The sequence below is a fragment of the Paraburkholderia sp. PREW-6R genome, from assembly GCF_039621805.1.
GTDB lineage: Bacteria > Pseudomonadota > Gammaproteobacteria > Burkholderiales > Burkholderiaceae > Paraburkholderia.
On record NZ_CP155075.1, the window covers coordinates 82,696 to 95,950 of the forward strand.

The 13,255-nt window shown below is 61.1% G+C and carries 15 protein-coding genes; 5 read left to right on the top strand and 10 right to left on the bottom strand.

Annotation, left to right across the window (positions count from 1 at the left end; all coding sequences use genetic code 11):
• Positions 1 to 33 precede the first annotated feature (33 nt).
• On the top strand, positions 34 to 1,239 hold the full coding sequence (locus AAGS40_RS25040; protein WP_345817587.1) for an MFS transporter: 1,206 nt from the start codon (positions 34 to 36) through the stop codon (positions 1,237 to 1,239).
• Between the two features lie 90 nt (positions 1,240 to 1,329).
• Positions 1,330 to 1,572, top strand: a complete 243-nt coding sequence (locus AAGS40_RS25045) for a hypothetical protein (protein ID WP_345817148.1) — start codon at positions 1,330 to 1,332, stop codon at positions 1,570 to 1,572.
• 158 nt (positions 1,573 to 1,730) lie between these two features.
• Here the strand turns inward: AAGS40_RS25045 and AAGS40_RS25050 are convergent, their stop codons facing one another.
• The 5 genes from AAGS40_RS25050 to AAGS40_RS25070 form a co-directional block, all read right to left on the bottom strand.
• The gene (locus tag AAGS40_RS25050) at positions 1,731 to 2,612 is read right to left on the bottom strand and encodes a formate/nitrite transporter family protein (protein WP_345817149.1); all 882 of its coding nucleotides are present in this window, start codon (positions 2,610 to 2,612) and stop codon (positions 1,731 to 1,733) included.
• 96 nt (positions 2,613 to 2,708) lie between these two features.
• On the bottom strand, positions 2,709 to 2,945 hold the full coding sequence (locus AAGS40_RS25055) for a hypothetical protein (RefSeq protein ID WP_345817150.1): 237 nt from the start codon (positions 2,943 to 2,945) through the stop codon (positions 2,709 to 2,711).
• Positions 2,946 to 3,022: 77 nt separating this feature from the next.
• A complete protein-coding gene (locus AAGS40_RS25060) occupies positions 3,023 to 3,280 on the bottom strand; it encodes a hypothetical protein (protein ID WP_345817151.1) in 258 nt (85 codons plus the stop codon).
• 221 nt (positions 3,281 to 3,501) lie between these two features.
• A complete protein-coding gene (locus AAGS40_RS25065) occupies positions 3,502 to 3,738 on the bottom strand; it encodes a hypothetical protein (protein ID WP_345817152.1) in 237 nt (78 codons plus the stop codon).
• A gap of 366 nt (positions 3,739 to 4,104) precedes the next feature.
• Complete coding sequence (locus AAGS40_RS25070) at positions 4,105 to 4,545, bottom strand: hypothetical protein (protein ID WP_345817153.1); 441 nt, start codon at positions 4,543 to 4,545, stop codon at positions 4,105 to 4,107.
• 245 nt (positions 4,546 to 4,790) lie between these two features.
• On the opposite strand from AAGS40_RS25070, the gene AAGS40_RS25075 reads away from it, so the two are divergent.
• Both AAGS40_RS25075 and AAGS40_RS25080 read left to right on the top strand, forming a co-directional pair.
• A complete protein-coding gene (locus AAGS40_RS25075; RefSeq protein ID WP_345817154.1) occupies positions 4,791 to 5,231 on the top strand; it encodes an Hsp20/alpha crystallin family protein in 441 nt (146 codons plus the stop codon).
• Positions 5,232 to 5,256: 25 nt separating this feature from the next.
• Positions 5,257 to 5,664, top strand: coding sequence for an Hsp20/alpha crystallin family protein (locus AAGS40_RS25080; protein ID WP_345817155.1), 408 nt, complete (start codon positions 5,257 to 5,259; stop codon positions 5,662 to 5,664).
• A 251-nt stretch (positions 5,665 to 5,915) separates the two neighbouring features.
• Here AAGS40_RS25080 and AAGS40_RS25085 read toward each other — a convergent pair whose 3' ends face one another.
• From AAGS40_RS25085 to AAGS40_RS25105, 5 genes are all read right to left on the bottom strand, one after another.
• Positions 5,916 to 6,458, bottom strand: coding sequence for a DUF4142 domain-containing protein (locus AAGS40_RS25085; protein ID WP_345817588.1), 543 nt, complete (start codon positions 6,456 to 6,458; stop codon positions 5,916 to 5,918).
• A 420-nt stretch (positions 6,459 to 6,878) separates the two neighbouring features.
• Complete coding sequence (locus tag AAGS40_RS25090) at positions 6,879 to 8,027, bottom strand: HAMP domain-containing sensor histidine kinase (protein WP_345817156.1); 1,149 nt, start codon at positions 8,025 to 8,027, stop codon at positions 6,879 to 6,881.
• A 441-nt stretch (positions 8,028 to 8,468) separates the two neighbouring features.
• Positions 8,469 to 8,825 carry a response regulator gene (locus tag AAGS40_RS25095; RefSeq protein ID WP_345817157.1) on the bottom strand — a complete coding sequence of 119 codons (357 nt, stop codon included), beginning with the start codon at positions 8,823 to 8,825 and terminating at the stop codon, positions 8,469 to 8,471.
• A gap of 102 nt (positions 8,826 to 8,927) precedes the next feature.
• Positions 8,928 to 9,293: a response regulator gene (locus AAGS40_RS25100; protein WP_345817158.1), complete on the bottom strand. Its 366-nt coding sequence runs from the start codon at positions 9,291 to 9,293 to the stop codon at positions 8,928 to 8,930.
• A 15-nt stretch (positions 9,294 to 9,308) separates the two neighbouring features.
• Positions 9,309 to 10,757, bottom strand: a complete 1,449-nt coding sequence (locus tag AAGS40_RS25105; RefSeq protein WP_345817159.1) for an ATPase domain-containing protein — start codon at positions 10,755 to 10,757, stop codon at positions 9,309 to 9,311.
• A gap of 270 nt (positions 10,758 to 11,027) precedes the next feature.
• On the opposite strand from AAGS40_RS25105, the gene AAGS40_RS25110 reads away from it, so the two are divergent.
• A complete protein-coding gene (locus AAGS40_RS25110; RefSeq protein WP_345817160.1) occupies positions 11,028 to 12,953 on the top strand; it encodes a PAS domain S-box protein in 1,926 nt (641 codons plus the stop codon).
• Positions 12,954 to 13,255: the final 302 nt, after the last annotated feature.

A 13,255-nucleotide genomic window follows, 5' to 3' on the forward strand; every position in this document is an offset into this window, starting at 1 on the left:
ACGCTCCATGCGCTCGATGCGACTAATTTTTTCATGGCTGACGTGCAGGCTGGAATCGGGCCGTTCGTCGGGGTGTTTCTGCAGGCCCGGGGCTGGAACCCTGCGCTGATCGGCTCGGTGATGACGATAGGAGGCATCGCCGGCATGCTGGCGACCACGCCAGCAGGCGCGATCGTCGATGCGACACGGCACAAACGGGCGGTGGTGGCGATCGCCTGTGTCATGACGCTGTTCGCATCGGGATTGTTATGGATGTCGAATTCATGGCCGGTCGTTGCGTTATCGCAGGTGGCAACCGCTGTAACGGGCGCCGCCGTGGGTCCCGCACTCGCAGGCATTTGCCTCGGACTCGTTCATCGTGCTGGGTTCGATCGCCAGTTCAGCCGCAACCAGGTCGCCAACCATGCGGGTAACGTCACCGCCGCCGCACTGTCGGGCTGGCTGGGCTGGCGCTTCGGTTATGGAGCGGTCTTTTTACTCAGCATTGCATTCGCGCTGCTTTCGCTCGCCTCGGTCGTGGCCATCCCTGCCCACTCCATCGACCACGACGCGGCGCGAGGTCTCGCTCGCGATCATGATCCTCACGAGGGTGACATGGCCGGCCGGTGGAAGATGCTGCTGCGACACCGGCCGCTGCTCGCACTAGCGGTGTCGCTGGCGCTGTTCCATCTCGGTAACGCTGCAATGCTGCCGCTATATGGGCTCGCGCTTGTTGCCGGGCATCGCGCGAACGGCAGCGTCGCAACCGCCGAGACGATCGTCATCGCCCAGTCGGTCATGGTGGTGGCCTCGCTTGCGGCGAATCGCCTGTTCCGCTGGCGCGGCTACTGGTGGGTGATGCTGCTGTCGTTCATGGCCTTGCCGCTGCGTGGGTTCATTGCCGCACATGTAGTCAGTCTGGGGGGCATCTGGCCGGTCCAGATACTCGACGGTATCGGTGCCGGATTGCAGAGCGTCGCGGTGCCGGCACTCGTGGTCCGCCTGTTACAGGGCACGGGGCGCGTCAATGTCGGTCAGGGACTGGTCATGACTTTCCAGGCGGTCGGTGCAGGTTTGAGCCCGGCGCTGGGTGGATGGCTCGCAAATACCTTCAGTTACCACGTCGCCTTTCTGACATTAGGCGGCATTTCGATCGGATCGATTGCTATTTGGCTGCTGTTCAGTAGCCAGGTGCGGCGTGCCTGTGAAGACAAGGCTGCCGTTGACACAGAACCCTCGCCGCCCGCTGCGGCCATCTGACCATCCGGTCGAGACAAAGCCGGGAAGTGTGGCGCGAGTACAGGCCCAGTTTTTGCGCGACAGGACCTGTCTGCTCAATGGAACGCCACAATGAAAATCAGAACTCAGCACAAGGCCCGGCAACTCCGTATCTATCGCACCTTAAGCGGTCAATGGGGAGGGCGGTTGTGCGAGGGCCCCGTGCCGATTGCCAACATCGCCGGTTGCGAAACGCCTGCTGAGGTGCGTCATCTCGTTGGAATGGACCAGAATGACGATAATCCAGGCTCAGTGGACGACGCCGACCGGCGCAGGGCGCCTGACCCGGCCGGTAAAAACGGAAGTGACTCCTAACTGATATGTCGCTTCCCTGCACACACTGAAATCAGACTGCTCGTCATCGTCGACGAAACTGATTGTCCCGTCGACGCATCGCACCGCACGCTGCGAAAGCCTGCCGAACGAAGCGGCCGGATTGCGGAAGACTTCCTATCGGCTCTGCGCCTCAGACCTTACTGCTCACGAATCGCCTCGCCCTGCATAGAATCATTTTGCTCCGTGCTCGTCATTTCGGAGGCAATGGAGCCGTGGTTGATAATTGCCACGAGAGAAATCCCTCCGATCATATTGCCGAGCAGGGTGGGCCCAAAAAATACGCAGAGGTAGTCCCGCACGCTTGCGGCGCCGGTCATCACGCCATAGCTCGCCTCAACGGAGCCGGCGATGATGTGCGACAGATTGCTGATTCCGACCACATACGTAATCAATAAAATCGTGATGAGTCGTGCCGAACGCGCGCTCGGAAGCAACCAGACCATTAGCGCGATGAGCCAGCCGGCGAACACGGCGCGAACGACCGTAATCGTGAAGCTTCCGGAAAATGGCTGCGCCGCGAGATGTCCGAGTGCCTTCACGACTTCGTCCGGAAAAACGCCACGAATCTGGAGCATCGCGGCGAAGATGAATGTACCGACGATGTTAAAAACCAGTACGATCGCCCACAGTCGCCCAGTCTTTGCGACTGTCTTCAGGTCTCTGCGAGTCAGCACAGGAAGAACCGCGCTCAGCGTGCTTTCCGTGAACAGTTGCTGCTGCCCGAGAATGACGATGACAAATCCAACCGTGTAGCCGAACGACGCGACGAGATGGCGCCAGGGGCTGTCGGGTATCGAACTTTCGATCACAGCCTGGATCAGGAACGAGAACCCCATCGAGAGACCAGCGGCCAGAGCCGACATCATCAGTGCGCCGGCGGTCCGCTCCATTGCGGTCTCGCCCTCTTCCCGGACGACCTCATGAATGACAAGCGCGCGCGGAGACGCGTGCTTGGCTGCCTGCTCCTGTTCGCCGTCGTCGAGGTGAGGAGAATTGGAACCGGAGTCTTGGCCAGGCATGTTTGTCCTTGAAAAACCGTTGGAGGATACGGAAGTCCGCGCGCTCGATCACCACGCGCAGATCGACCGTGATAAATGCAATTCGTTTGATTGTTGTCAGTCAGGGCTGTGCGACGAACCCTGGCTATTGTCCGCATTCTGCTCGTCGAGATTCTTGCTCGAAGAGTTCGAACCCTCGGTATCAGGTTTATCAGTCTGATCCTCGCCAGTTGACGTCGTAGAGACATCGAGGTCATCGAGAACTCGATCGATCTTCTGACTGTCCCCCTCTCGTAGCGCTTTCTTGGCGTCTTCCTCAGGGGTAGTGCTGTCGTTGGTAACGTCGGACATCATGGGCTCCGTCAATGGCAGTAGTACAGCTTGCGAACCGCGCTATCCGAAGCAGGGCGGCGTGATCGGTATGCGGGCCATCAGGCGCCCGAGTCTGGTCTTCCCCGCGGATGATCGCTGCTGGCGTCGGGGCTCGTGTCCGGATCCACACCGTCGTGTTCCGGAACATAGGGGCCCTGTTCCGGATGATCTTTGCCTTTCGGGACCAGCGTCTCGTCCATATTGCCGTGCGGACGCTGCTCGATCGTGCCATCCGGTTTTTCGGTGACATCGCCGCTTCCGGCGGCTTGCCTGCGTTGATCGGCCCGCTCGACCGGATCTGACGGTTCGTCGTTCATGACTTTCTCCTGGAGTGTCTGCACTATGCAGCAACGCTAGTGCCTGCGGACGTGACGCTCATCCGCGCAGGCGACCTGGATTGTCGCGTTGGTCTGGAACAGCCGCATTCCTTGCTCGACGCACCCGAGGTCGAGTGGAAAGGGTTTCAGGGGTGTCATCGTCGGCCTCTCGTTGCAAGATGCCGTTTCGGGCTCCAGGCGAAGCAGGCAAATCAGGCGAATCAGCTTTCTTCCCTTCGCAGCGTTCGGGCGAGCTGGTCATACAGCGTTTGCACGGCAATCAGGGACGTGATCAGCCGGTCCATCTCTTCATCGTCCACGATGTGCTCGGCGCCTCGCCTCATCAGGCGGCGCATCAGGTCGAGATAAGTGCGTCGGCTTCTGAGTTCGCTCAGAAGCCGGTCCTTTTCCCGCTCGACGAGAATCAGCTGGTTTTTCAGTTCATCGCGGCTCTGCATGACGACTTCCTGTCTGATGCGGATACGAAGTATTCGGCGCTGACGACGTGTGCCAGTGACCGATCGTGGTTTCACCTCGAGCACCCGAAATCCTGCTTGCTCACATTGGCCTGAGCCATGCCGCCGCCGTCATAGACCGGCAGCTGCGGCGATCCGACGAGCTCTAGCTCGGGAACCGTCCCTTCGGTGCTTATGCACCCGATTGAACGGTTGGTTTGCGGACATGCCAACCGCAGAAACGGGGCCCCCGAAAACTGAGTGTCCATCTCCCGAAACCGGCGGCTCGGGGCTCAGGCCAGACGGCGGTGCGACCTGGCAAAAAAATTAACTCGCGTTCCCGATTTAGCATGGACCGTGCCGCGTCGACTACGCGCGCGGCGTCGGCGTCGGGTTCGTGGGGTGTTCACTAGCGGTGGAACGCGCGCTTGCGATGGGTGGTAGTCCTCCAATCTTCTCCGCCAGCATGCGTTCGTACACGCCGAAGTGCAGGTCCACTTCCTCCTGCGTGACCACTGTCACGACAATGCGGACCTGTCCCGGCAGCAAGCCCAGCACGACCGCGATCGCCGATTCGAGCTGCGGGACGCATAGCCGGTCATCCGCGAACGTCGTACCCACGGAAAGCTCATACGATTTCTCTTCGCGCACGGTCACGTCGACGAGCCGCGCCCGGGCGCTCATATTGTTCTCAATGGCGAGGCGCATCACATCCACGGCGGTGCGCATGCTCTCGGTCGGGAAGCCCCTCGGCGAGCGCAGTCGCACGCGATGCCGACCAAGCGTAATCCAGTCCGAATCGAAGTCCATGTCAATCCTCCAGGACACTCAACTCCGGCCAGAGTAGGGTTCAGCAGGCATTTTTCAAGAGCCAAAAAATTCCTGGCGACGCCCTTGAAATCTGTTCGGCAAGAACTATTTTTAATCTCGCTCAGGCAGCCACGCGGCGTTGCATCGCGTGCTGCGTGTTTCGATTTGTTTGCCCGCGTTGGGTAGACGGACTGGAGCGCGTAGGCCCGTCCGTCTCCTCACCGCATTTTCCCGAGGAAACGACCATGAGTGATCTCTACTTCACGACCGACCTGTTCAGCCAGTTCGATCGTCTGCATCAGCAGATGGCGGCGCTGTTCGGCGGTAATCCCACCAGTATCCGTACCGACCGCCTGTCGGCTTTCCCTCAGATCAACGTCGGCACGACGGATGACTCGATTGAAATCGTGGCCTTCGCACCGGGCATCGACCCGAAGCAGCTCGAAGTCTCGATCGACAAGGGTCTGCTGACGATAGCCGGCGAGCGGGCGCAAGAAACGCGTCCAGCCGACGAGGCGACGCGTCATTACGCACACGAACGTTTCAGCGGCCAATTCCGCCGCGTCATCGAGCTTCCCCAGCATGCCGATCCAGACCGGGTCGACGCACGTTATGTGAACGGCTGTCTGTGCATCAGCATCGGGAAACGTGAGTCGTCGAAGCCGCGTGCGATTACTGTTCAATAACGAGCTAACGGAGAAGGAGCCGATCATGAACGATGCAACACAACTTACACGTCAGGAGTCCACCAAGGCAGCGCCTGCCGAGTCGCGCCGGGCAGAAAAGCGGCTGACGTTGAGCCCCGCCGTGGACGTGATCGAGGACGCGCACGGCATCACCCTGTGGGCCGACCTGCCGGGCGTGGCGCGCGAAAGCCTCGAAATCCGGATTCAGGACGGCAATCTGCGTATCGAGGCGTCCGCCAACGTGCCGACCCGGGACGGCCTGAGACTGCAGCATGCGGAGGTGCGTGTTCCTGACTTTGCCCGGTCATTCACGCTTGGCGCCGAACTCGACACATCGAAGATCGAGGCCAATCTGAAGGATGGGGTGCTGAAGCTGCTGATTCCCCGGCGCGAGGAGGCGCGGCCACGGCGCATAGAGGTCGCCGTCGGTTAATTCAGCGATGAATGCCGAAGCGGGAGCGGGGCAACTTGCCTTAACGCTTCGCCCCCGCAGGAGCTTCGATGCCACAATGCTTTTCCCCGATCGAAGGCAACATGAAGTTGAGCGAACGATCTGAATCCTGTCGACCGCATCGCAACATACTCATAGTTGGCGCCGGAAGGAGAGAGCCGCGCTTCTGGGCCGCCTCGCGCTAGGTCGTCGAACGGCGGCTGGAAGTTTTTTGCGGCTCGGACATAAGGCGCTTACTCCGAAATACCTTTCTTCGAAGCCAACTGTTGGGCCATCTGATAGTGCTCCTTGATGGTCGGCAGCGCTTTCTGCGCGGCTTTCTTCAGATCGGCGTTCTGACCGTCTGAAGCTTCTTTCTCAAAGGCCGCAATTGCCTGTTTGTGACCCTCAAGGCCGACCTTCGTGATGTAGGCCTTGTCGAAGTCCGCCCCCTTGAGCGGCTTGAGCGAGTCAAGCACCGCAGTGTCCGAATTGTCCTTCGGCACGGTAACGCCGTGAGGCGCGGCCATTTTCAGCTGAACGGTCAGCTTCGTGTGATCGAGGATCATGTGATGCGCGAAGGATTTCACGTCCTTGTCGCTGGAATGGCTGGTCGCGAGTTTCGACGCGTCGATCTCTGTCGAAGACGACATCGATGCGGCCTGCACGAAGTCTTTGTCAACCTGCGCGAGCGGATTGGCGGCCGTTGTCGAGGCAGCCTGTGTCTGAGCTGTCGCAGCGCCGGCCATGAAGCAGGAGGCTGCGCAGACGGAGCTGATGATCGTTAATTTCTTCAAGCGGTTCTTCATTTTTTCTGTCCAGGTCAGTTATGGGAGTTTGAATGGAGGCCGGCGCTCCATGGAGTAATGTCTGGCGCTCCAAACTGTCACGTGGGCCATTGCCGTACGAACGGTGTCGCAACGCACATGCCAACTCCCGTGGCTGGACAAAATCCGCTGGTCGACTAGCCGAGGGCAAGCCAATGCATTCTTTCGCTGGAGAGCGCTTATAGAAGGCCTTGCATTCGATCCGGCCGCACTCTACACAGGGCAAACTGCCTGGCGTTCCTGATTGAAGACCGGCTGTAGCGGCATGTCCGGTGGCGATGTTTCACTGCGCGGCCCGTCGCCGGCCAATTCGCCCGCCACGCCAGACCGCGAGTCTGCGGCTCACTGCAACGCAGCGAATGACGACCGGAATCGGTTTCCGTCGCGGAACTAGCGGGCAGTAGACGCCAGTGGAAGCTTTACCGTAAAGGTGGCCCCGCAGCCGGGACCATCGCTGGCAACGTCGATTGACCCGCCGTGCAGACTGATGATGTGTCGCGCCAGCCAGAGTCCCAGCCCCAGCCCCCCGACGCGACCACTGGCATGCGGCGCGATCTGCTGGAAACGGTCGAAAATCAGTGACACCGCCTCGGGTGCAATGCCGCGCCCCGTGTCACGCACGGTCATCACCGCGAAATCCCGAGTGGCTTTGACTGATACTTCCACCTCGCCAGCGTCCGTGAATTTCACGGCATTGGCCAGCAGATTCCATATCACCTGCCTGATCCGGCTTTCGTCCGCGAGGACGAGACAAGGCGAGATGTCGGCGGCGTGCAACTGCAAACCCTTATGCTGCGCGAGCTTGCGGACGTCCTCGGCGACGAACGCAGCAAGCGCACCAAGGTCCACGGGCTGTAGATTGACCGACAGTTTGCCAGTGGCAATTGCGCCGCTATCGAGCAGATCGTCAACCATGTGCGACAGCTGCCGGCCGTTTCGACGGATGGCCTCGCCGGCCCGGGCGACGTTCGACGGCTCCATCGCGAGCTGAAGCAGTTCTGCCCAAGAAACGATGGCGTTCAAAGGCGACCGAAGCTCGTGGCTCACCGCGGCGATGAAATGGTCCATCGTGCGTGCCAGCGCGTCGCTGTGCTCCCGCGCTGAGCGTTCCGCATTGGCCAGCGCGTCGAGTTCAAACTCGTGCTGCTTGCGCGAGGTCAGATCCAGGGTGAATCCGGTAGCGGATCGCATCGTATTGTCATCATTGAACCAGCAGATGCCGCGAATCAGAACCCAATGACAGCCATCGGGCGACATTCGCTCGAACTCGAAAGTCTGACCGTCCCTGGCCGCGTCCGGATTTGCTCCGATCTGACGCGGCAGGTCGCCCAGCAGCCATTCTCTGGAAATGTCCGCAGACCGTGCTGCGCCGCAGTGATTCAGACATGGCTCGTTACACCGGATGCGGCCTGATGCGACTTCCAGCTCCCAGACGCCGAGGCCTGCAAGCGCGAGCATCTCGCCAAGCCCTTCGGCTATGGTGTCGCCGGGTTGCTTCGCGACGGCCACGTTACGTGCCGACACGTCGTCGTAGCGCAACGCAATGAGCGCCGGTGCACGCGCAGTGGCGGGGATGGATGACGCAATGACCTGCCAGCAACGCTGCTGCCGGGAGGCGCAGCCGTGTGAAGACGCTTCGGTGGAGAGGCGGATTACATTCGAAAGACAGCTCTGTCGGGCACGCAAGCCGCTCGAGACAGAGCGGATCAGTTCGTGATGCAGCGGATCCAGTTCCTGCAAGCGCGGCGCCGCGTCCGGATCATCGACGTTGGCGCCAAATTGCGAACGCCACGCGCGGTTCGCGGCCACCGGTGCAAGCTGACTGTCGAGCACGAGGTAAGGTTCGGCGAGGTGCTCGAAAAGGTCGATGTCTGTCATCATCGACCGTTCCGCAGGATCGGTGCGCGCATCCCGGCTCGACACAGCCTCGTGATACGCCAGGCAAAAAGCGGATTGTCCGGTAGGAGAGGCATATCCCTGTCAACCCCGGGTCAGGTTTTCAATGGTGGTGAGAAAAACTTCCAGGCGAGCGGGTTTCCGGAGAAACGAATCCCATAACCGCTCGTTGACGGGTGTGCCGGCATACGCAGAGGTGTGTAACAGGATCGGAATGTCCGCCCATTCAGCGTTCTGCCGGATCGCCCGGCACAGATCCTCTCCATTCATACCGGGCATCATCAGATCGGTGATTACCAGGTCGGGCCGGTGGCGGTTCAATTGTTCGAGCGCCTCGCGTCCATCGCGCGCCCGGTCGACGCTGTGGCCCACGTACTCGAGCGCGAAACTCCAGGCTTCGAGCAGTTCGGGTTCGTCGTCGACAAGAAGGATGCGCGTCATGGAGCGCTCGAAGCCGATGCGTTAGAGATGCCGGGCCCCCTGCAAGGTCCGCTGAGCCGGCCAGTCGCGCTTGACGCGGGGCTCATCGTGAGCGCGCCCGGCTCAACGGGTTGCGCCGGTATTCTCGTTGACGAGGCTGACAAGTCGGGCTGGTGCATAGGGCTTCCGGAGTATCGCCGCGAACAGATGCTGTTCGTGCTGCGCCACGGGATCAGAAACCGAACTGCACAGAATGATCGGCAACTGGTTGAACTCCGGGCTTTCCCGCAACAGTCGAGCAAGCTCCAGGCCCGGCATGACCGGCATCATGAGGTCGGTGATGACGAGCGCGGGGCGCGTGCGGCCAATGATCTCGAACGCCTGCCTGCCGTTGTTGGCGACATGGACGGTGTGTCCCTCGCCTTCCAGCAGAAACGTCAGGAAATCCGTGACGAGCGACTCGTCATCGACAACTACGAGGGTAGCCATGCGCCCGGCCCGCGCCTACTCGCCGTCCGCTTTGCGCCCGGGCACCGAGCTGGTGGCCGCGCCTGGCATCGTGCCAGTCACATGCAAGCCGGCGCCGACACCTGCGATGGCGACTTCCGCCACCGTCGTATCGAACTCGCTGTCCCGAACCTTCAGGACCGAGAGCGTGCGACGCAGGACGCCACCCATCATTGCGTGCTGCATGCCGACGACGTTATCGATCTGGCTCAGGATCTCGGGCGATGGATTGGTGAGCCAGGGTCCCGACAGCTCCTTGACTTCCCACGTGCAAACGGTCGTCACGCCCATGCTGCGCAGCTCATTGGTGAGCGCGGCAAAAAATTCGACCATGCGATGAGGCTCGACGGTCGCGCGCTCGAAACCGGCCAGCCCATCAATGAATAAGCGGTCGGCCCGGGTTTCGCGGACGGCGTCCAGCAGGTCGTAGGCGAGTTTGTCCAGCAGATTTTCAGTGAGCGGGCGCCACATGATCTGCAGTGCGCTGGAATCGACCAGTGCTGCGAGGTCGATACCGAGCGCGGCTGCTTTGGCGATCAGACGCTCAGGTGTTTCGTAAAAGCCGAAATGAACGGCGGGGCGCTCGGGCGTCGCGAGCCGCAGGAATCCGATTCCAAAGGTCGTCTTGCCGCTGCCAGCCGGTCCGACTACTGCCGTGACGGAGCTTCCGGGTACGCCGCCGTTCAGGCGCGCGTCGAGTCCGTCAGTGCCTGTTTCGAGCCGTCCTGTGCTGGGCCGATCGAGCCCGGAGGGCATCGCACGTGACGCTTCCAGCCGGGGGTACACGGCGATACCGCGACTGCTGATTTCGTAGAGGTGCATGCCACCCAGGGAACCGCTGCCGCGCGACTTCGCAACGCGTATGCGGCGCACCGTTCGCGGCGCAACGAGGCTTTCCTCGAGCTGCAGGACCCCGTCGACCATCGTGTGCTCCGGACTGGATTCGTCGATGCGTGCGCTCGTCAGAAAGAGAACTGTGCAGCCCGTGAACGCGGCATGTCCCTGCAGTTCCGCTACAAAGGTCTTGACGTCGAGATTGGTCTGGCCGATTTCGCGCGCGTTCAGGAGCCCGTCCAGCACGAGCATGCTGGCGTTCAGCCGGGCAAGCTCGCCGCGCAACATCGCGACAAGGGCGGGGAGGCCGTCGTCACGTAACGTACGAAACAGGCTGAGGTAAGTCAGCTCCTTGCCGATTCGCGTTGCGTCGAAGAAGTCGAGAGTGGAAAGCGACTGGAACAATCGGTCATGGGATTCCGCCAGCAGCGTGACGTAAAGAACCTTGCGACCTTCTCTGGCCTGAGCGAAGGCGATCTGGTTGGCGAGAATCGTCTTGCCTGCTCCAGGGCGTCCCTGGAATATGTACGACGATCCCGAGACCAGCCCGCCGCCGCAGATTTCGTCGAGTCCGGGAACATCGCTCGATAGCCGCGAAAGCGTCTTGTCCATTGCCTGAATCCGTGAGTAGGAAGGTGTACACCGACCGGCCCTCCACGCGTGCCGACCGTGAGCGATCAGGGTTTGTCGTGTGCTGGCCGTATCCCGAATTTGAAGTCTACCCGAAACCCTCGCGTGTAAAACGTCGTCTGTCGGCCAAATGGCCGCTGACGCTTACCAGGCCTGCGGCGCCATGGCTGCGCATGGGCGGGCAGCCGGTCGGCGCGCTCCACACGGATCTCGATACAATCCGGTGTCGATACCGTTTTCATTTGCGCCAACATGATTCCATCCGTCGGAACAAAAACCGCCCTGTCGGACGCCCAGCGTTTTGAACTGCTCGTGACCAGTGTCCGGGACTACGCCATCTATATGCTTGACCCCGACGGCTACATTGCGAGCTGGAATACAGGTGCGCAGCGTTTCAAAGGTTATGTGGCTGCCGAAATAATAGGCAAGCATTTTTCGATGTTCTATACGGAGGAAGACCGTCAAGCGGGCGTTCCTCAGAGGGCGTTGCGCACCGCCGAGGAACACGGAAAGTTCGAAGCGGAAGGGTGGCGGGTCAGGAAGGACGGAACGCGCTTCTGGGCAAGCGTCGTGATCGATCCCATCCGCAACGAAGCAGGCGAGTTGCTCGGATTTGCAAAAATCACACGGGACATTACCGAGCGAATGCTGGCTAACGAGGCGCTGCGTAAAAGCGAGGAGCAGTTCCGCATCCTCGTTCAGGGCGTCACCGATTACGCCATCTATATGCTGGCGCCGACGGGCGAGATCGTGAGCTGGAATGCCGGCGCGGCGCGCATCAAGGGATATGACCAGTCCGAAATTATCGGCAAACACTTCTCGTGCTTCTATACGGCCGAGGACAGTGCGAGCGGGGCACCGGCCACCATGCTGGCCACCGCGGCAGCGGAGGGGCGCGTCGAACGCGAAGGCTGGCGGGTCCGCAAGGACGGCACGCGCTTCTGGGCCCATGTCGTGGTGGATGCAATACGTGGCGAGGACGGCTCGCTGATCGGGTTCGCCAAAGTCACGCGCGACATGACCGAAAGGAAGGAGGCGGTCGCGGCGATCGAGCGCGCGAATCTGGCGCTTTTCCAGTCACAGAAGATGGAGGCGATCGGGCAATTGACGGGCGGCATCGCGCACGATTTCAACAATCTGCTGGCCGTGGTCTCCAACGGCCTCCAGGTGCTCGCCACGCAGTCACGGACCCACCTCGACGCGAAGATGATCCAGACCATGCAGCGGGCAGTGGACCGTGGGGCCTCCCTGACGCAGCAATTGCTTTCGTTTGCGCGTCAGCAACCCCTCAAGGCAGAGCGCCACGACCTGAACGCGCTGATTCGCGATTTCGAACCCATGCTGCGGCGCGCCGGCCGCGAAGGTGTATCGATCGATATCAGATCGGCGGCCGGCCCGGCGTTGACCTGGGTCGACGCTCCCCGCTTCGAGGCCGCCCTCCTGAATCTGGTCGTCAACGCAAGGGATGCACTGCCTGACGGCGGCCGTATTGGCGTCAGCACGCAGACTGTCGAATTGCGAGCCGGCGCCGTGGGCGGCCTGCCGAAGGGCTCGTATGTTCGTGTGTCGGTAGCGGACAATGGCGTGGGGATGCCGGCGGAAGTGGTGTCGCGGGCCGTCGAACCGTTTTTCACGACGAAGGAACCCGGCAAGGGCACCGGACTCGGGCTGAGCCAGGTCTATGGATTCATCACGCAGTCCGGTGGCGAAGTAGTGATTACGAGCGCGCCGAACGAAGGCACGACGGTCGACCTCTATCTGCCCGAGGCTACGGGCGAAGTGCAGCAGACCGCCGTGCGCTCGACGCAGCTTTCGGTTGAGACGGTGCTGCTGGTGGAGGACGAAGCGGATGTACTCACCGGGGCGGCTGAACTGTTCCGCAGTATCGGCTACGAGGTCGTGACCGCCACCAACGCGGCGGAGGCCACCATTGTTCTCGGCACCCGTACGGACATCAACATTGTTTTCAGCGATGTCGTGATGCCACAAGGGAAGAGCGGGATCGAGCTCGCGCGCTTCGTGAAGTCCACCTACCCGGATATCAAGGTCGTGCTGACGTCTGCTTATCCACTGGCGACGCTGCGTCGCGAACACGGCGAGATCGGTGAGTTCGTGTTCGTGCATAAGCCATATCGCCTTTCCGATGTAGCACGCGCTTTGCGGGCGACTGCTGTTTGACCGTACCGGCTTTACATGGGCCTGCGGGGGATTTCCGGATGATACTTATCTCGCCATCACGCTCGTCGAAACGGTGACTCCCGTAGCCTCGTGCTCAGAGCTGGCGACCTGCTTCAGCCGCACTGTGCAGGGCCACGCACTGCGTTACTTGTAGGCAAAAAAAGCGTTCGAAAGAAGTGTAATCGCGCCGCAAGGTTCCATGCGATGCATGGCCTCGCTGCCCGCTCTTCTTCGCGCAACGCGTGGTCCTTCGCACAAACAGACGATAAAAAGGTCGCCAATATGACGGGATTGTGTCAATA

Bases quoted from the DNA above. Each gene is read 5' to 3' on its own strand.
- AAGS40_RS25040 (WP_345817587.1), top strand. From the start codon at position 34: ATGGCTGACGTGCAGGCTGGAATCGGGCCGTTCGTCGGGGTGTTTCTG.
- AAGS40_RS25100 (WP_345817158.1), bottom strand. From the start codon at position 9,293: ATGGCTACCCTCGTAGTTGTCGATGACGAGTCGCTCGTCACGGATTTC.
- AAGS40_RS25105 (WP_345817159.1), bottom strand. From the start codon at position 10,757: ATGGACAAGACGCTTTCGCGGCTATCGAGCGATGTTCCCGGACTCGAC.
- AAGS40_RS25110 (WP_345817160.1), top strand. From the start codon at position 11,028: ATGATTCCATCCGTCGGAACAAAAACCGCCCTGTCGGACGCCCAGCGT.
- AAGS40_RS25070 (WP_345817153.1), bottom strand. From the start codon at position 4,545: ATGGACTTCGATTCGGACTGGATTACGCTTGGTCGGCATCGCGTGCGA.
- AAGS40_RS25075 (WP_345817154.1), top strand. From the start codon at position 4,791: ATGAGTGATCTCTACTTCACGACCGACCTGTTCAGCCAGTTCGATCGT.
- AAGS40_RS25055 (WP_345817150.1), bottom strand. From the start codon at position 2,945: ATGATGTCCGACGTTACCAACGACAGCACTACCCCTGAGGAAGACGCC.
- AAGS40_RS25065 (WP_345817152.1), bottom strand. From the start codon at position 3,738: ATGCAGAGCCGCGATGAACTGAAAAACCAGCTGATTCTCGTCGAGCGG.
- AAGS40_RS25045 (WP_345817148.1), top strand. From the start codon at position 1,330: ATGAAAATCAGAACTCAGCACAAGGCCCGGCAACTCCGTATCTATCGC.
- AAGS40_RS25060 (WP_345817151.1), bottom strand. From the start codon at position 3,280: ATGAACGACGAACCGTCAGATCCGGTCGAGCGGGCCGATCAACGCAGG.
- AAGS40_RS25095 (WP_345817157.1), bottom strand. From the start codon at position 8,825: ATGACGCGCATCCTTCTTGTCGACGACGAACCCGAACTGCTCGAAGCC.
- AAGS40_RS25050 (WP_345817149.1), bottom strand. From the start codon at position 2,612: ATGCCTGGCCAAGACTCCGGTTCCAATTCTCCTCACCTCGACGACGGC.
- AAGS40_RS25080 (WP_345817155.1), top strand. From the start codon at position 5,257: ATGAACGATGCAACACAACTTACACGTCAGGAGTCCACCAAGGCAGCG.